This window comes from Curtobacterium sp. 260 (assembly GCF_030803485.1).
Lineage (GTDB): Bacteria > Actinomycetota > Actinomycetes > Actinomycetales > Microbacteriaceae > Curtobacterium.
This window is the reverse complement of record NZ_JAURUY010000011.1, coordinates 76,793-92,443: the sequence shown is the minus strand read 5'-3', so window position 1 is coordinate 92,443 and position 15,651 is coordinate 76,793. Positions and strand designations below refer to the sequence as shown.

General features: G+C 73.8%; 17 protein-coding genes. 5 read left to right on the top strand and 12 right to left on the bottom strand.

The genetic code is table 11. The features are described from left to right. Positions 1-9 precede the first annotated feature (9 nt). Positions 10-1,089 carry a GTP 3',8-cyclase MoaA gene (moaA, locus tag J2X59_RS12675; protein WP_326496920.1) on the top strand — a complete coding sequence of 360 codons (1,080 nt, stop codon included), beginning with the start codon at positions 10-12 and terminating at the stop codon, positions 1,087-1,089. Between the two features lie 12 nt (positions 1,090-1,101). After that, the gene (locus tag J2X59_RS12670) at positions 1,102-1,332 is read left to right on the top strand and encodes a MoaD/ThiS family protein (RefSeq protein ID WP_326496940.1); all 231 of its coding nucleotides are present in this window, start codon (positions 1,102-1,104) and stop codon (positions 1,330-1,332) included. A gap of 7 nt (positions 1,333-1,339) precedes the next feature. On the opposite strand, the gene J2X59_RS12665 is transcribed toward J2X59_RS12670, so the two are convergent. Genes J2X59_RS12665 through J2X59_RS12645 form a run of 5 tightly spaced genes read right to left on the bottom strand, consistent with a single transcriptional unit; the run spans position 1,340 to position 5,618 of the window. Beyond that, positions 1,340-2,362, bottom strand: coding sequence for an ABC transporter ATP-binding protein (locus J2X59_RS12665; RefSeq protein ID WP_326496919.1), 1,023 nt, complete (start codon positions 2,360-2,362; stop codon positions 1,340-1,342). Beyond that, positions 2,359-3,168 (bottom strand): ABC transporter permease, encoded by an 810-nt coding sequence (locus J2X59_RS12660; protein ID WP_326496918.1) that lies wholly within the window; start codon positions 3,166-3,168, stop codon positions 2,359-2,361. The genes J2X59_RS12665 and J2X59_RS12660 overlap by 4 nt, the downstream gene beginning before the upstream one ends. Before the next feature lie 32 nt (positions 3,169-3,200). After that, complete coding sequence (modA, locus tag J2X59_RS12655) at positions 3,201-4,019, bottom strand: molybdate ABC transporter substrate-binding protein (RefSeq protein ID WP_326496917.1); 819 nt, start codon at positions 4,017-4,019, stop codon at positions 3,201-3,203. A gap of 25 nt (positions 4,020-4,044) precedes the next feature. After that, complete coding sequence (locus J2X59_RS12650) at positions 4,045-5,208, bottom strand: ThiF family adenylyltransferase (RefSeq protein ID WP_326496916.1); 1,164 nt, start codon at positions 5,206-5,208, stop codon at positions 4,045-4,047. Then, positions 5,205-5,618, bottom strand: a complete 414-nt coding sequence (locus J2X59_RS12645; protein ID WP_066655894.1) for a TOBE domain-containing protein — start codon at positions 5,616-5,618, stop codon at positions 5,205-5,207. The genes J2X59_RS12650 and J2X59_RS12645 overlap by 4 nt, the downstream gene beginning before the upstream one ends. Before the next feature lie 90 nt (positions 5,619-5,708). Between J2X59_RS12645 and J2X59_RS12640 the strand changes: the two genes are divergently transcribed. Continuing rightward, positions 5,709-7,367 (top strand): glycosyltransferase family 39 protein, encoded by a 1,659-nt coding sequence (locus J2X59_RS12640; RefSeq protein WP_326496915.1) that lies wholly within the window; start codon positions 5,709-5,711, stop codon positions 7,365-7,367. 52 nt (positions 7,368-7,419) lie between these two features. Here the strand turns inward: J2X59_RS12640 and J2X59_RS12635 are convergent, their stop codons facing one another. From J2X59_RS12635 to J2X59_RS12620, 4 genes are all read right to left on the bottom strand, one after another. Further along, positions 7,420-8,352: a 4-(cytidine 5'-diphospho)-2-C-methyl-D-erythritol kinase gene (locus J2X59_RS12635; protein WP_326496914.1), complete on the bottom strand. Its 933-nt coding sequence runs from the start codon at positions 8,350-8,352 to the stop codon at positions 7,420-7,422. A 35-nt stretch (positions 8,353-8,387) separates the two neighbouring features. Beyond that, entirely contained in the window at positions 8,388-9,695 is a 1,308-nt protein-coding gene (locus tag J2X59_RS12630) for an O-acetylhomoserine aminocarboxypropyltransferase/cysteine synthase family protein (RefSeq protein ID WP_326496913.1), read from the bottom strand. Further along, a complete protein-coding gene (locus tag J2X59_RS12625) occupies positions 9,695-10,741 on the bottom strand; it encodes an LLM class flavin-dependent oxidoreductase (protein WP_209685568.1) in 1,047 nt (348 codons plus the stop codon). The genes J2X59_RS12630 and J2X59_RS12625 overlap by 1 nt, the downstream gene beginning before the upstream one ends. 84 nt (positions 10,742-10,825) lie before the next feature. Then, entirely contained in the window at positions 10,826-11,845 is a 1,020-nt protein-coding gene (locus J2X59_RS12620; RefSeq protein WP_066655905.1) for an ATP-grasp domain-containing protein, read from the bottom strand. 140 nt (positions 11,846-11,985) lie between these two features. On the opposite strand from J2X59_RS12620, the gene J2X59_RS12615 reads away from it, so the two are divergent. Continuing rightward, complete coding sequence (locus tag J2X59_RS12615; RefSeq protein ID WP_066655907.1) at positions 11,986-12,486, top strand: hypothetical protein; 501 nt, start codon at positions 11,986-11,988, stop codon at positions 12,484-12,486. Positions 12,487-12,489: 3 nt separating this feature from the next. Here J2X59_RS12615 and J2X59_RS12610 read toward each other — a convergent pair whose 3' ends face one another. Beyond that, positions 12,490-13,347 carry a helix-turn-helix transcriptional regulator gene (locus J2X59_RS12610; RefSeq protein ID WP_326496912.1) on the bottom strand — a complete coding sequence of 286 codons (858 nt, stop codon included), beginning with the start codon at positions 13,345-13,347 and terminating at the stop codon, positions 12,490-12,492. A gap of 101 nt (positions 13,348-13,448) precedes the next feature. On the opposite strand from J2X59_RS12610, the gene J2X59_RS12605 reads away from it, so the two are divergent. Further along, positions 13,449-14,189, top strand: coding sequence for an SDR family oxidoreductase (locus J2X59_RS12605; RefSeq protein WP_326496911.1), 741 nt, complete (start codon positions 13,449-13,451; stop codon positions 14,187-14,189). Positions 14,190-14,307: 118 nt separating this feature from the next. On the opposite strand, the gene J2X59_RS12600 is transcribed toward J2X59_RS12605, so the two are convergent. Together J2X59_RS12600 and rsmA are read right to left on the bottom strand one after the other, a co-directional pair. Next, the gene (locus J2X59_RS12600) at positions 14,308-14,730 is read right to left on the bottom strand and encodes a hypothetical protein (RefSeq protein ID WP_326496910.1); all 423 of its coding nucleotides are present in this window, start codon (positions 14,728-14,730) and stop codon (positions 14,308-14,310) included. Between the two features lie 70 nt (positions 14,731-14,800). Next, entirely contained in the window at positions 14,801-15,649 is an 849-nt protein-coding gene (gene rsmA / locus J2X59_RS12595; RefSeq protein WP_326496909.1) for a 16S rRNA (adenine(1518)-N(6)/adenine(1519)-N(6))-dimethyltransferase RsmA, read from the bottom strand. Between the last annotated feature and the right edge of the window lie 2 nt (positions 15,650-15,651).

The window sequence follows — 15,651 nt, the reverse complement described above, 5'->3', positions numbered from 1 at the left end:
ATCACGGGGATGACGGCGCGGATCCTGCCCTCGACCGGCCTGCTGCGCCGGGTGCGCAGCGAGTCGCCGGCCATCCCTCCTCGACCCGTCGACGACCCCGGGCTCGTCGACCGGTTCGCCCGGCGCGCCGTCGACCTGCGGGTCTCGCTCACCGAGCGCTGCAACCTCCGATGCACGTACTGCATGCCGGCGGAGGGGCTGCCCGTGATCCCGTCGGACGCACTCATGACGGCGGCGGAGATCGACCGTCTGGTCGGCCTCGCCGCCGGCACCCTCGGCGTGCGCAAGGTCCGCTTCACCGGTGGTGAGCCGCTCCTGCGCGCCGACCTCGTCGACATCGTCCGTCGGTGCTCGGCCCACGACGTCGAACTGTCGATCACCACGAACGCGATCGGCCTGGCGAACCGCGCACGGGCCCTGGCGGACGCCGGACTGCGCCGCGTCAACGTCTCGCTCGACACCGTCGACCCGGACGTCTTCGCCGAGGTCACCCGGCGCCCGTTCCTCGACCGCGTGCTCGAGGGCATCGCCGCCGCGGCGGACGCGGGTCTCGGGGTCAAGGTCAACGCGGTGCTGCTCCGCGGGGTGAACGACCACCTCGCCGTCGACCTGCTCGCCTGGTGCCTCGAGCGCGGGCACGAGTTGCGCTTCATCGAGCAGATGCCACTCGACCCCGGGCACGCCTGGGACGGCGCCACCATGGTCACGGCGGAGGAGACCCGCGCCCTGCTCGGCGAGCACTACCGGCTCGAGCCCGACGAGGCGCCGCGTGACGGCGCCCCCGCCGAGCGGTACCGCGTGTCGACGCTCGACGGCGAACCGCTCGGCACCGTCGGTGTGATCGCGAGCATCACCGAGTCGTTCTGCGCCGACTGCACCCGCACGCGCCTGACCGCCGAGGGACACGTGCGCTCCTGCCTGTTCTCGGACGACGAGGTCGACCTGCTCGGCCCCCTGCGCGCCGGCGCCGACGACGACGTCCTGCTCGACACCTGGCGACGCGCGATGTGGGCGAAGCCGCGGGACCACGGCGACGACGCGGACGGGATCGTGCACCCGTCCCGCGGCATGAGTGCGATCGGAGGCTGACCCGTGACGACGATGCGGTTCTTCGCCGCGGCCCGCGCGGCCGTCGGCCAGGACGAGACCACGGTGGCCGCGACGACGCTCGATGCGGCACTGCGGGGCGTCACGGCGGCCGATCCGGACCGGTGGACGGCGTTGCAGGAGCGGTGCTCGTACCTCGTCGACGGGGTCACGACGCGCGACCGCTTGACGTCGCTCGACGGCGTCGCGACCGTCGACGTGATGCCCCCGTTCGCCGGCGGCTAGGCCACCGTCACGCGGGCGCGGCGACGCTGACCTCGTCCGGGTCGACAGCGACCCGCACCGCCACTCCCGGCTCCAGACCGAGGGCCGCGGCCGACGCGACGGTCACGTCGGCCACCAGGTCACCCGCGTGCACCCGCACCAGCCCGTCACGCGGTTCCACCGCGGTCACCGTCCGTGCCAGCCCCGGCCCGTCACGGCGCACGCGCGCCGCGGTCGGGTGCAGGGCCGCGACCGCGGGTCGGCCGGGAGGCACGGTGTGCGTCGCGGACGCCAGCTCACCGCCGCCGTCGAGCGCGATCCCGGTCGGCGTGGCCGTCCCGGGGACGAGCACCAGTCCGGAGAAGGACGCCGAGAACGGCGTGCGCGGTTGCCGGAGGACGGCCTCGGTGCGCCCCTCCTCGACGACGCGGCCGTCCTGCAGCACGACGACGCGGTCGGCGAGCGTGACGGCCTCGAGCGGGTCGTGTGTGACGAGGAGGGTCGGGCGGCCGCGCAGGGCGGCGCGCAGCGCCGCGCGGACCTCGGTGCGGGCGTCGACGTCGAGCGCCGTGGTCGGCTCGTCGAGGAGCAGCAGCGCGGGTTCCGTCGCGAGGGCACGGGCGACCGCGACACGCTGCGCCTGCCCGCCGGACAGCGTGGTCGGTGACCGGTCGGCGAGTCCGGACGCACCGACGGCGGCGAGGGCCGTGGCGGCGCGGTGCCGCGCCTCCCGGCGGCCGGCCCCGGTGGCACGCGGGCCGAAGGCGACGTTGCCGGCGACCGTGCGGTGGGCGAAGAGGTCCGGGCGTTGTGCGACCAGGCCGACCCGGCGGCGGTGCGTCGGCACGGACGTCAGGTCGCGGCCCGCGAGCACGACGCTGCCGTCGCGCGTGCGGAGGAGGCCGGCGAGGGCCTCGACGACGGTCGACTTGCCGGCGCCGTTCGGCCCGACCAGCGCGACGCACTCGTCGGGGCCGATCGTCAGGCGCACGTCGACGTCCCGCTCGGGCACGAGCACGTGCGCGACGAGCCCCGTTCCACCGCCCGTCACGTCGTCACCGGGCGGGTGCGCACCGTCGTCGTCCCGATCACGACGAGGGCGACCACGACGAGGACGAGCGCGAGCGCGACGGCGGTGTCCGGGTCGATCTCGCGCTGCAGGTAGACCTCGAGCGGGAGCGTCCGGGTGACCCCCTGCAGGCTGCCGGCGAAGGTGAGGGTGGCGCCGAACTCGCCGAGCGCCCGCGCCCCGCAGAGCACCAGGCCGGAGGTGATGCCCGGGAGCACGCGCGGCGTCGTGACGGTGAGGAACGTCCGGGTCGGTCCGGCGCCGAGCGTGGCGGCGACCCGTTCGGCGCGACCGCCGCCGGTGCGGAGCGAGCCCTCGATCGACGACACCAGGAACGGCATCGACACGAAGACCTGCGCCGTCACGACCGCCGTCGTGGTGAAGGCGATCCGGAGCCCGTGCTCGTCGAGGAACGCGCCGAGCACGCCGAGCCGCCCGAAGGCCGCGAGCAGGGCGAGGCCGCCGACCACGGGCGGGAGCACGAGCGGCAGGAGGACGAGCGCACGGAGGACCCCGACCCAGCGGGAGGTCGAGCGGGCGAACAGCACCGCCAGCGGGTAGCCGAGGACGAACGCGACCCCGGTGGCGGCGGCCGCGGTGCCGAGGCTCAGCCCGAGCGCGGTGGTCGACGCGGGTGCCGTGACCAGGGCGACGAACGACGACCAGTCGACGCGACCGACCATCGCGGCCACGGGCACGACGACGAACAGGCCGCCGAGGACCGCGGGGACCGGGAGCCACCACGGCACGGGGTCCCGCTGGTGGCGGAGCGTGGTCCTGTTCGTCATCGTCCTGGTCGTCCGGTGCATCGTGGTCGTCGTCAGGGTGCGCCGAAGCCGGCGTCCGAGAGGACCTCGCGGCCGGCGTCGGAGCGGACGAACGCGGCGAACGACGCGGCGGTCTCCGGGTTCGCGGAATCCTTCAGGACACCGATCGGGTACGTGTTCACGGCCTCGGACGACTCCGCGAACGGGACGCCCTCGGCCTTCCCCCCGGAGCCCTCGACGTCGGTGACGTAGACGAGCCCGGCGTCGGCCTGCCCGGACTCGACCTTCCCGAGGACGTCGGTGACCGACTGCTCCTCGCTCACCGGTCGGAGCTCGACGCCCGCGGCCCGCTCGACCTCCGCCGTCGCCGCACCGCACGGCACGGGGGCGGCGCAGGTGACGACCTGCAGGTCGGACGCGGTGAGGTCGCGGAGGTCCGCGACCTGCTCGGGGTTGCCGGGTGCGACGGCGATCTCGAGGGTGTTCGTCGCGAAGTCGCGGGGCCACCCCGTCGCCAGGTCGGTCGTCGCGAGCTTCGCCATGTTCGCCTCGTCGGCGGAGGCGAACACGTCGGCGGGGGCGCCGTTGCGGATCTGCGAGACGAGGTCGCTCGAACCGGCGAACGAGAACGTGACCGTGGTCCCCGGGTGCTGCTGCTCGTACTGCTCCCCGAGCTCCGTGAAGGTGCGCTGGAGCGAGGCGGCGGCGAAGACCGTGATCGACCCGGTCGGGCCCGTGCTGCCCGTGGCGGTGCCGCTCGCCGAGGTGCCCGTCGCGCCGCCGGTGGCCGGCCGGGTCGTGCACGCGGCGAGGCTCGTCCCGACGACGACCACGAGCGCGATCGCAACAGAGGTTCGCAGGAGCGTCTTCACGGGGCGATCCTAGCCGCACCTGCGGTCAGGAGGTGATCGGGTGGCCTTCCTGGCCCCACGCGGTGATCCCGCCGTCGAGGACGGTGACGGGCGACGACCCTGCCGGACGGTCCGCGATGGCCTGCCGTGCCCAGGCGGTGGCGCGCTTCCCGGACGCGCACACGACGACCAGTTCGTCGATCGCCCCGGAGCCGCCGAGGTCGTCCGGGGTCCGCGAGCCCGGGATCACCCCGGTCGCACGCTCCGCCTCGGTCCGGACGTCGACGAGGACGATCCGGTCGCCGGCGACGTCGGCCGCACCGTCGTCACCGAGTCGTCGTGCCAGCTCGGCGGGGGCGATCCGCGGCGGCTCCGCGACCGCCGACGCCGCGGGACGGACCGATCCCGGGCCGCGACGCAGGACGCTCTCGGTCCAGCGCCACCGACGGGCGTCCACCGTGAGCACCCGGCCGAGCAGCGGCTCGCCGAGCCCGGCGACCAGGGCGGTGACCTGCGCCGCCATCACCGCGCCCACTGCGCCGCACAGGGCGGGCAGCACGCCGTCCGCGGCGCAGGAGCCCTCGTCCGGCAGCGCCTCGGGGTGGAGGTCGTGGAAGTCGACCGGGTCGGCGGCGGCGTCGTGGAAGACCGAGACCTGTCCGTCGTAGCCGAGCGCGGTGCCCCAGACGAAGGGCACGCCCGCCGCGGCGCACGCGTCGGAGACGGCACGGGTGACCTCGACGCTGTCCGCCGCGTCGACCACCACGTCGTGGTCGGCGACGTGCTCGGGGCGGAAGCGCTCGGTCAGGGCGACGACCTCGACGACGGCGTCGACGCCGCGCACCCGGTCGGCTGCGCACGCCGCCTTCGAGCGCCCCACGTCGGCGGCAGCGAACAGCGTCTGTCGCGCCAGGTTCGACGTGTCCACCGTGTCGTGGTCGACGATCGTGATCCGGCCGAGCCCGGAGCCGGCCAGGTACGTCAGGACGGGTGCGCCGAGCCCGCCCGCTCCGACGACGAGGACCCGGGCGCCGGCGAGCGCGTCGAGCGCCGCCTGCCCGGCACCGTCGAGCGCGGCCGTGCGCGAGGTGCTCCGCCGCCGGGCGGCGAGCGCTGCGGGGTCGGGCGTGGCTGGGTCGGGCGTGGCTGGGTCGGACACGGCGGGGTCGGACACGGCGGGGTCGGGCGTGGCGGGGTCGGGCGTGGTCACCGTGCGCGCTCCGGCTGCTCCGGCACCTCGACGGTGACCATCGTGGCCTTGACGGACGCGACCGCGACGGAACCGACCTCGAGCCCGAGGTCGCGGACGGCCTCGGCGGTCATCAGGGACACCACGCGGTTCGGGCCGGCCTGCAGCTCCACCTGGGCGACCACCCCCTCGACGACCAGGTCGGTGACGATGCCGACGAAGCGGTTCCGCGCCGAGCTGCGGACACCGGACGGGTCGTCGAGCCCGGCGTCACGACCGCGGACGTACGCGGCGAGGTCCCGCCCCTCGACCACCGTGCGGCCGGACGGGTCCTCGGAACGGGGCAGCGTGCCGGCGTCGACCAGGCGCCGGACGGTGTCGTCGCTGACGCCCAGGTACCGCGCGGCGTCTCGGATGCGGAGTGTCGTCATGGTGTCCGTGACCCTACGGCATGGCGAACTCTCACGGAGGGGACAGCGGTACGGGGCACGCGCCCAGCCGTGCGCGCTACCGTCGCGGGCGTGACTGCACCACAGACCGGCACCATCCACGTCCCCGCATCCGCCGGGGTCGCGCCGGTCCGTACCCGCCTGCGGTCCGCGTCGACGGCCCTGCGCATCGCAGCCGTCCGGACCCCGGAGCTCACCGTGGGCGCGCTCGGCGTCGTCACGGGTGCGCTCTTCGCCTGGGTCCCCTCGGTCTGGTACGACGAGGCCGCGACGGTCACCAGCGCCACGCGCAGCTGGCCGCAGCTCTGGGCCGAACTCCACACCGTGGACGCGGTGCACGGGCTGTACTACGCACTCATCCACGCCTGGTTCTGGCTCGTGGGGTACACGCCGTTCACCCTCCGCTTCCCGAGTGCACTCGCCATCGGCGTCACCGCCGGGCTCGTCGTCGCACTCGGACGCCGTCTGGGTGGTCGTCGGCTCGGCATCGTCGCCGGGCTCGTGTTCCTCGCGATCCCCCGCGTGCAGTGGGCCGGGTCCGAGGGCCGCCCCTACGCCACCGTCACGACCCTGGCCGTCGCACTGACGCTCGTCGGCATCACGGCCGTCCGACGCACCCGGTCCGGCGCGACGCGGGCGTCGAGCATGCGCTGGTGGACCGCCTACGGGCTGCTCGCGGTCCTGGCCGTCTGCTTCAACGTGTACCTCGCGCTCGCCGTGGTCGCTCACGCGGCAGCCCTGGCCTGGACGTGGCTGGCCGAGCGCCGGTCGCGCACGTGGACCCGGCGGTCGGGCACCGGTGACCCGCTCGCGGGCCGCGTCGTCCTCGTCCGCTGGGTCATCGCCGCCGCAGCTGCCGCGCTCCTCGCGTCGCCGCTCGTGCTCGAGGTCACGGAGCAGTCCAAGCAGGTCGCGTGGATCTCGGGCATCACGCAGCGCACGCCGCGCCAGGTGTTCGCCACCTCGTGGTTCGGCGGGATCGACTCGTACGCCGCGGTCGCGTGGACGCTCCTCGTCATCGGTGTCGTCGTGTCCCTGGTCGCCGCACACCGCCGCGTCCCCACCGTCCGCGCGCTCCTCCGGGCGCAGGCGGTCCGGATCGCCCTGCCGCTGGCGCTGCTGCCGACCGGGGCACTCCTCGCCGCGACGGCACTCGGCAAGCACCTCTACTCCCCCAAGTACGCATCGCTGAGCATGCCGTTCGTCGCGCTCCTCATCGCGCTCGCGATCACCGCCCTGCGGCGGAAGGCCCTGATCGCCGCGCTGCTCGCGCTCTTCCTCGTCATCAGCGTCCCGAGCGCGATCGACGTCAAGACGCCCCGGTCGAAGCAGGAGTCGACCTGGGCGAACGCCGCGTCGATCATCGCCGCCGAGCGTGGGGCGAACACCGGTGCCAACGAGGGCGTGGTCTTCGGCAGCGTCTACGGGCACCCGACGTCCACCGCGGAGATCATCCGCGTCTCCTACCCCTGGGCGTTCACCGGGATGACCGACCTGGGCATCCGGAAGAACGGCGCCGAGACGGGCGTGCTCTGGAACGAGAACGGCGACCTGGCGTCGACGATCCCGGCACGCCTCGGTGACATCGACACCGTGTGGTTCGTCGGCGGCACCCCGAAGGCTCGCAACATCCAGCCGGAGACGACCGAGGTGCTCGCCGAGCACGGCTTCCACGTCGAGCAGAAGTGGCGGACCGGTCGGGTCGTCATCACGGAGTTCGTCCGCGACTGAGCCCCGACGGCACCGTAGGTCCGGTGGTCAGTCGGCACCGCGGGTCCGGTGGTCAGTGCACGACGCGGGCACCGTGCACCGGGCCGGTCGCCCGGAGCGCGACGAGCCCGGAGGCGCTGAGCTCGACCTGCACCTCGAGCGCAGCATCGCGGTCGGCGACCAGGAACGCGACCGTCGGGCCGCTCCCCGAGACGATGCCCGCGAGCGCGCCGGCCTTCTCCCCCACCTCGATCGTCGCCGCGAGCCCCGGCTGCAGCCGCATCGCGGGTGCCTGCAGGTCGTTGTGCAGGCAGTCCGCGAGCAGGTCCGCGTCGCCGGCACGGAGCGCCTGGAGCACGTTCGCCTCGACGACGGGGGTCGTGGGAGCCGGGCGGATGTCGGCCCGGTAGCGCTCCCGGTGCTCGTCGAGCGCCCGGTAGACAGCAGGGGTGGAGAGACCGTCCTCGCTGAGCGCGAGGACCCAGTGGAACTCCCCCTTGGCGAGCGCCGGGCTCAGCTCGTCGCCGCGACCCGTCCCCACGGCGGTGCCGCCGGCGAAGGCGAACGGGACGTCCGCGCCGAGTCGGGCCGCGAGCCGCAGCAGCTCGTCCCGCCCGAGGGCGGTGCCCCAGAGGGTGTCGCACGCGAGCAGGGTCGCCGCGGCGTCGGCCGATCCCCCGCCCATCCCGCCGGCGACGGGGACCTGCTTGTCGATGGTGAGCCGGACGCCGCCCCGGTGCCCGGCGGCCTCGGCCACGAGACGCGCGGCGCGGATCGCCAGGTTCGAGTCGTCGGTCGGGACCGCACTGGCGTCGATCGGTCCCGTGAAGCGCACGGAGAAGTCGTCGGCCGCTTCCGCGGTGACGTCCTCGTACAGCGACACCGCCTGGTACGCGGTCGCCACGTCGTGGTAGCCGTCGTCCTGCAGCGCGCCGACGGACAGGAACACGTTGATCTTGCCGGGAGCGCGCACCCGCACGCGGGTCGGTGCGGCCAGCGAGGTCATGCGTCCAACCTATCCTCCCCGCGCCGGGCCGCGGACTACGCCGAGGTCCCCGCCGCCGCGAACCCGCGAGCCAGGTCGGCCAGGATGTCGTCCACGTGCTCCAGACCGATCGACAGGCGGATCATGCCCTCCCCGACGCCGGCGGCCGCGCGTTGCTGCGGGGTCATCTGCACGTGGGTCGTCGACGCGGGGTGCACGACGAGCGACCGGACGTCGCCCAGGTTCGACACGTGGTCGAAGAGCTCGAGCGCGGCGACGAACCGGCGACCGGCAGCGACCCCACCGGCGAGGTCGAACGCCAGCACGGCCGACGGCCCCTTCGGCACGTAGCGCTGCTGCAGGTGGTGCCACGGCGACGAGGGCAGCCCGGCGTAGTGCACGTGCTCGACCTGCGCGTGTCCGTCCAACCACGAGGCGACCGCGGCCGCGTTCGCCACGTGCCGGTCCATGCGCAGCGACAGCGTCTGGATGCCCTGCAGGACGAGGAAGGCGTTGAACGGGGCGATCGCGGGGCCGAGGTCGGCGGACAGCTTCGACCGGGTGCGCTGGATGAACGCGCGGCGGCCGAACTTCTCGGCGAAGGCCGTCCCGGCGAACCCGGACTGCTCGACCGTCGTGAGCTGCGGGTACTTCTCCGCCTGCGCCGCCCAGTCGAAGTTCCCGCCGTCGACGATGATCCCGGCGACGGCGCTGCCGTGGCCGGCGAGGTACTTCGTCGCCGAGTGCACGACGATGTCCGCGCCGTGCTCGATCGGTCGCACGAGGTACGGCGTCGCGATGGTGTTGTCGACGATGAGCGGCACCCCCGCGTCGTGCGCGACACCGGCGACCCCCGCGAAGTCCAACACGTCGCCGCGCGGGTTCGGGATGCTCTCGCCGAAGAACGCCCGCGTCTCCGGACGGACCGCGGCGCGCCACTCGTCGAGGTCCGTCGGGTCATGCACGAAGGTGAACGTGATGCCGAGGTCGCTCAGCGTCGAGTGGAAGAGCGTGTAGGTCGCACCGTAGAGCGACGCCGACGAGACGACGTGGGCGCCCGCCCGCGCGACGCCGAGCACCGCCAGCGAGGTCGCCGCCTGACCGGACGCCAGCGCCAGTGCTCCGACCCCGCCCTCGAGGTCCGCGACGCGTCGCTCCAGGGCCGCCGCAGACGGGTTGTTGACGCGTGTGTAGGTGTGTCCAGGTGCGTCGAGCATGAAGCGCGCCGCCGCGTCCTCGCCCGAGGGGTACACGAAGGCCGCGCTCTGCGCGATCGGAGGCACGTTCGCCCCGAAGCCCGGGTCGGCCGTGAAGCCGGCCCGGATCTGCCGCGTCTCGAACGCCCAGTCGTCCTCGGCCGCCATCAGGCGACCGGCTCGGCGGGGACGGCGGCGCGGACGAGCGGGATGACCTGCTCGCCGAAGCGCTCCATCTCCTCGGCCTGCGGCGAGAACTGCAGCAGGAGCGTGTCGACGCCGGCGTCCTCGAACTCGCGGATGCGGTCGGCGACCTGCTGCGGCGTACCGACGAACCCGGGGCGCAGACCGCGGTTCGACACCGAGTAGTCCTCGAGCGACGGCACGTGCTCGAGCTGCGACTTCGAGATGAAGTCCTGGTACGACTCGTACGCCTTCCCGTGGCGGACGTCGGTGATGCGGGCCAGCTCGGCCTGCGCCTCCTCCTCGGTCTCGCGGACGATCACGTACGCGGCCATGCCGAACGCCTCGAACGGTGCGGCGCCGGCGTCCTCGCGGCGACGCTTCATCTCGTCGATCTTCGTGCGGAGCTCGTCGACGGTGCCGCCGTGCGTCAGGTACGCGTCGGCGAAGCGGGTGATCGAGCTCTTGCCCGCCTCGCTCTCGCCGCCGGCGTAGATGCGCGGGGTGACCCGCGGCTTCGGCTCGAGGTGCGTGTTCTGCACGTCGTAGTACTCGCCCGTGAACGAGAACGGCGTCTCGGCCCAGAGGCCCTTGAGGATCGCGACGAACTCCTCGGTGCGCGCGTACCGGTCGTCGTGCTCGGAGAAGATGCCACCGTACTGGCGGGCTTCCTCCGCCCACCAGGCGCTCACGACGTTGAACGTGAAGCGACCACAGGAGATCTCGTCGATGGTCGCGGCCTGCTTCGCCGTCACCGCCGGCAGGTGGTAGCCCGGACGCATCGCGGCCATGATCTCGAGCCGCTCGGTCGTCGCGGCCAGGGCGGCCGCGAGCGCCCACGCCTCGAGGCTCGGCGCGGCCGTCCCCTTGATGTCGTTGAGGTTGAGCTCCGGCACGAGCGTCAGGTCGAAGCCGATCCGCTCGGCACGCTGCGCCAGCCGCTTCACGTAGTCGAAGGTGACGGGCATGTCCTCGTCCTCGACGTTGCGCAGCCAGCCGCCGAAGAGCGGGGTCCAGTATCCGAATCGCACGAGTGGTTCCTCAGGTGTGTCGTGACGGCCGGGAGGCGCGGGGCGGGCCCGCCACGAGCCTCCAGGCCGGTGGGTGGTGTCGTCTCAGGCCGTGGTCGCCGACGTGGCGTACGCCTGCTCGAGGAGCGCGCCGGTGAAGCGCGCGATCGCGCGCGGACCGGAGACCGGCGCGACCGCCTCGACGGCGGGGTTGTAGTTCGTGTTCGTGTTCACGTCGTAGACGACCGTGCGGCCGTCCGTGGTCTCCATGAACTCGACACCCGCGACCTGGATGCGCTGGTCGGCGAGGAACGTCCGGAGCTGCTGCACGAGCGGGTGGTGGGCCGTGACCTCGTCACGGATGCTGAAGGCGGCCGGTGCCCCGGTGCCGGTCGTCTCGGCGCCGGGCACGTCGCAGACGGCGCCGGCGATGGCCTGGGGCACCTCGCACGCGTCGGCCGGGCAGAGCTCGAAGCTGCCGGCGCTCGTGTCGACACGGACCGCGTAGACGAACTCGCCGCCGACGAACTCGGCTCGGGTGATGAACGGCTCGCGGGCGGTCAGGAGCTCCTGGAGCAGCGTGATGCCGTCGACGGGGGCCTCGAACTCGGGGCTGTCGACGTACGCGTCGAACTCGGCGAGGGTGTCGAAACGGCGGACGCCGAGGCCCTTGCCGCCCTGGTTGTGCTTCGTGATGAAGGGGACGTCCTGCCCGTCCGTGAAGGTCCGCGCGGCGTCCTGCAGGGCGGCCGACCCGAAGACCGCGGTCGTGCGGGGCACGTCGAAGCCGGCGTCCCGGAGGAGCCCGTGCTGGGCGACCTTCGACACCTCGAGCTCGAGCACGTGGCTGCCGTTCACGACCGTCGCACCGGAGCGCTCGAGCCAGCCGAGCAGCGCGCGGGCGTACTCCTTGCTGTGCTCGTTGCCGCGGGTGTGGCTCGACGCGGACATCCGCGACCAGTAGACGCCCGGAGCCGGCTCGGCGGTCAGGTCGATGCTGCCCAGGGCACCGCCGTCGGTGAGCAGGAGTTCCTCGACCGGCACCCCTTCTGCCGCGAAGGCAGCGGCGAACGGCGGGAACCACTCGGGGTTCTCGTGGATGACGTACACGCGCGGAGTTGTCACCGGGCCACCCTAGGCACGCTCCCCCTGGGGGTGCCAGGTGTGTGACGCGGGATTGCGGCGTGCGTCCGCGCGCGGTCGCCTCGTGCCATCGCGGCGGGGTCACCTCGTGCCGGAGCGCCGGGTGTGCGAGGGTGGAACGCATGTCCTACCCCGCGTACGAGGAGACCGTCCGTCCCGGCCGTGTGATGACCGTCGTGGGGTGGGCCGTGATCGCGACCGCGGTCGGGATCGCGACGCTCGTGCTCGCGGTGCCGGCGGGGTGGCAGGACCAGCCGCCGTCGGCGTCGGACGTCGGCGTGCTGGTGGTCACCCTCGCCGTCACGGTCGCGCTCGGCATCGGGATGATGACCATGCGGATGACGGTGCGGGTCGACGAGGTGCTCGAGGTCCGTGTCCGCCCCTGGTGGTACCGGCGGCGCGTCGCCCCCGAGCAGATCACGTCGGCCGAGGTCGTGCACATGACGGGTGGCAACTCCGGCGGGCTCGGCATCCGGCTCGTCCCCGGCGGCACGGCGGTGCTGCTCGACGGCGGACCCGGCGTGCAGGTCGCGATCCGCGGGGCGCGGTCGCTGCGGTTCCGGTGCAACGACCCCGAAGCCGTCGTCGAGGCCCTGCGGGCACGGGGTGCGTCGGCGGACTGAGGATCAGCGCGCGACGCGGTCGGCGCCGAACTGCTGCGTGCCGACGACGCCGAGGAGCTCGAGCTTCTGCGCGTCCTCGCTCCCCGCGGGCGCGGTGAACAACAGGAGCGCCTGCGCCTGGTCGTCCGTGTGGAGCACCTGGCAGTCGACGGTGATCCGGCCGAGCTCGGGCTGCACGATGGTCTTGTTGTCGGACCAGCGGGTCGCGACCTCGTGGCGTTCCCAGAGCTCCCGGAACTGCGGGCTGCGGCGCTGCAGTTCGGCGACGAGCTCCGTCGCCCGACGGTCGCTCGGCCCCGCGAGCCCGACGGCCGCGCGGAGCGACGCGACCACGACCCGACCGAGCCGTTCGTGCTGTTCGGGCGCGTACTTCGCCTGCTCCGTCCCCGAGACGAACCAGCGCCACGCCTGGTAGCGCTCGTTGCCCGGCAGGTCGACGGATCCGCCGAGCAGTGCCCGAGCGAGCCGGTTCTCGACGAGCGTCTCACCGAGGTGGCTCACGACGATCGCCGGGGTGTCCTCGAGCCGGTCGAGCACGCGCAGGATCGCGGGGTCCACGTGGTCCGCGCGGTGCATCCGGACCGGCGCCGTGTGCCCGGCGAGGTGGAACAGGTGGTCGCGTTCGTCGAGGCTGCACCGGAGGGCCCGGGCGATCGCCGCGACCATCTGCTCCGACGGCTGCGGGCCCCGCTGCTGCTCGAGCCGCGTGTAGTAGTCGACGCTCATCCCGGCGAGTGCGGCGACCTCCTCGCGACGGAGTCCGGGGGTCCGCCGACGGGGACCGCTGCCGAGGCCGACGTCCTCGGGGCGCAGCAGCTCGCGGCGGCGGCGCAGGAAGTCGGCGAGCGTGGGGCGGTCCATGCCCCCATCGTGCCGTCTCGGCCGGAGCGGAGCCAGGGACCGCCGGTCCCCCGATGCCCGCGCCCTGGAGGAGCCCCGGGCGCAGGAGCATCGTGGTCGGCATGGACACCACGAACAGCACCGTCTTCATCTCCGGCGCGACCTCGGGCCTCGGGCTCGCCCTCGCGCAGCGCCTGCAGGCCGCCGGCAGCACCGTCGTCATCGGCGGCCGCCGCCAGGACCGCCTGAACGCCCTCGCCGCCGAGCACGGCTTCGGTACCGTCGCGATCGACGTCGCCGACGCGGACTCCATCGCGAGCGCGGCAGCGGACGTGACGGCCCGCTGGCCGGAGCTCGACACCGTCGTCACGATGTCGGGCATCATGCGCAACGAGGACCTGCGCGACCCCGGACACATCGACGACGCACTCGCGACCGTCCAGACCAACCTGGTCGGGACGATCCGGCTCATCGACGCCTTCCTGCCGCACCTGCTCTCCCGGCCGGCGGCGACGCTGATCACGGTGTCGTCCGGTCTGGCCTTCGTCCCGCTGACCGCGACCCCGACCTACAGCGCCACGAAGGCCGCGGTGCACTCGTACACGCAGGCGCTCCGGCAGCAGCTCGTCGGCAGCTCGGTGGCGGTGCTGGAGCTCGCCCCGCCGGCCGTGCAGACGGACCTGATGGGTGGCGCCGACTTCGGCGGGATGCCCCTCGACGCCTTCACGGACGAGGTGATGGGTCTGCTCGACTCCGGTGCCGCGCCGGAGATCCTCGTGCAGGACGTCCAGCCGCTGCGCTGGGCCGAGCGCGACGGGACGCACCAGCAGATCCTCGAGGCGATGGCCGGCCGCGGCCACTGAGCCACGCACCACGGGCGGATCAGCCCCGGGCGAGGAGACGTGTGCACGTCGACCGTCAGGCCGGGGTCGGGGTCGGGGCCGGTGCGGGCACCGGCGCCGGCGGGAGCACGCTGCTCCGTCAGTCGACCTCGCCGGCGGCGCGCCGACGCCGGATCCGCGCGTCGAGCCCCCGGTTCAACGCCCAGAGCCCCAGCACGATGGCGGTGACGAGGAGCGACTCGGCCAGCGTCCGGTCCAGCGGTCCACGGAGCACCCAGAAGGCGCCCCCGGCCAGGACGGCGACCATCGCGACGGTGCCGATGGAGCTCCTCGCAGCCCGCGGCTCGGCCCCGGTGGACGCCCCGTCCTCGTCCTCGTCCGCGAGCTGGTTGAACCAGAGTCCCCACGCCGCCAGGCCTGCCCCGAACAGGGCGGCTGCCCACGCAGCATCGTCGCCGGCGTCACGGACGAGGGCGACGACGGCGAGGACCACGACGAGTGCACCGCCCGCGAGGAAGAAGAGCGTGATCGCCAGGGCGAAGCGTGAGGTCGGAGCGTGCACGCGGTCAGCCTAGGGCTCCGTCGCCGACACGACGACCACCGGACCGGAGCAGTGACCCGACCGCCTGCCGTCAGGCGGCGGCGAGGACCGTCAGTCCGAGGCGCACGAAGTCGTCCGGCGACAGCGCCTCACCCCGAGCAGTCGGGTCGAGACCGGCCGCGGTCAGCAGCTCCGACGCACGGGCGCTGGACCCCAGGACCCCGGACAGGCTCTGCCGGAGCATCTTCCGGCGCTGCTGGAACGCCCCGTCGACGAGCTCGAAGACCTGCGCCCGCAGCGTCTCGTCCCCCGGGCGCTCACGACGGTCGAAGCCGACGAGCACGCTGTCGACGTTCGGCACCGGCCAGAACACCTGGCGGCTGATCTGCCCGGCGGTCGACCACGACCCGTACCAGGCAGCCTTGACGCTCGGCGCCCCGTAGACCTTGCTGCCCGGCCCGGCGGCGATGCGGTGGCCGACCTCGGCCTGCACCATGACGAGCACCCGTTCGATGGTCGGGAAGGTCGCGAGCAGGTGCAGCAGCACGGGGACGGAGACGTTGTACGGCAGGTTCGCCACGACGTGCGTCGGGGCCTCGGGCAGTTCGTCGGCGGTCACCGCGAGCGCGTCCTGGTGCACGACCCGCAGGCGCGCGCCCGGCTGCATCGCCGCGACGGTCGCGGGCAGCTGGGCTGCGAGCCGACCGTCGATCTCCACCGCGGTGACGGACGCGCCGGTCTCGGTCAGCCCGAGGGTCAGGGAGCCGAGCCCCGGTCCGATCTCGAGCACGCGGGAGTCCGACGTGACCCGGCCGGCCGAGACGATGCGGCGCACGGTGTTGGCGTCGTGCACGAAGTTCTGGCCGAGCTTCTTCGTCGGGGTGACGTCGAGCTTGGCGGCGAGGTCCCGGATCTCCGCCGGGCCGAGCAGTGCGCCCACGA

Bases quoted from the DNA above. Each gene is read 5' to 3' on its own strand.
- moaA (WP_326496920.1), top strand. From the start codon at position 10: ATGACGGCGCGGATCCTGCCCTCGACCGGCCTGCTGCGCCGGGTGCGC.
- J2X59_RS12670 (WP_326496940.1), top strand. From the start codon at position 1,102: ATGCGGTTCTTCGCCGCGGCCCGCGCGGCCGTCGGCCAGGACGAGACC.
- J2X59_RS12660 (WP_326496918.1), bottom strand. From the start codon at position 3,168: ATGACGAACAGGACCACGCTCCGCCACCAGCGGGACCCCGTGCCGTGG.
- J2X59_RS12645 (WP_066655894.1), bottom strand. From the start codon at position 5,618: ATGACGACACTCCGCATCCGAGACGCCGCGCGGTACCTGGGCGTCAGC.
- J2X59_RS12635 (WP_326496914.1), bottom strand. From the start codon at position 8,352: ATGACCTCGCTGGCCGCACCGACCCGCGTGCGGGTGCGCGCTCCCGGC.
- J2X59_RS12630 (WP_326496913.1), bottom strand. From the start codon at position 9,695: ATGGCGGCCGAGGACGACTGGGCGTTCGAGACGCGGCAGATCCGGGCC.
- J2X59_RS12615 (WP_066655907.1), top strand. From the start codon at position 11,986: ATGTCCTACCCCGCGTACGAGGAGACCGTCCGTCCCGGCCGTGTGATG.
- J2X59_RS12610 (WP_326496912.1), bottom strand. From the start codon at position 13,347: ATGGACCGCCCCACGCTCGCCGACTTCCTGCGCCGCCGCCGCGAGCTG.
- J2X59_RS12605 (WP_326496911.1), top strand. From the start codon at position 13,449: ATGGACACCACGAACAGCACCGTCTTCATCTCCGGCGCGACCTCGGGC.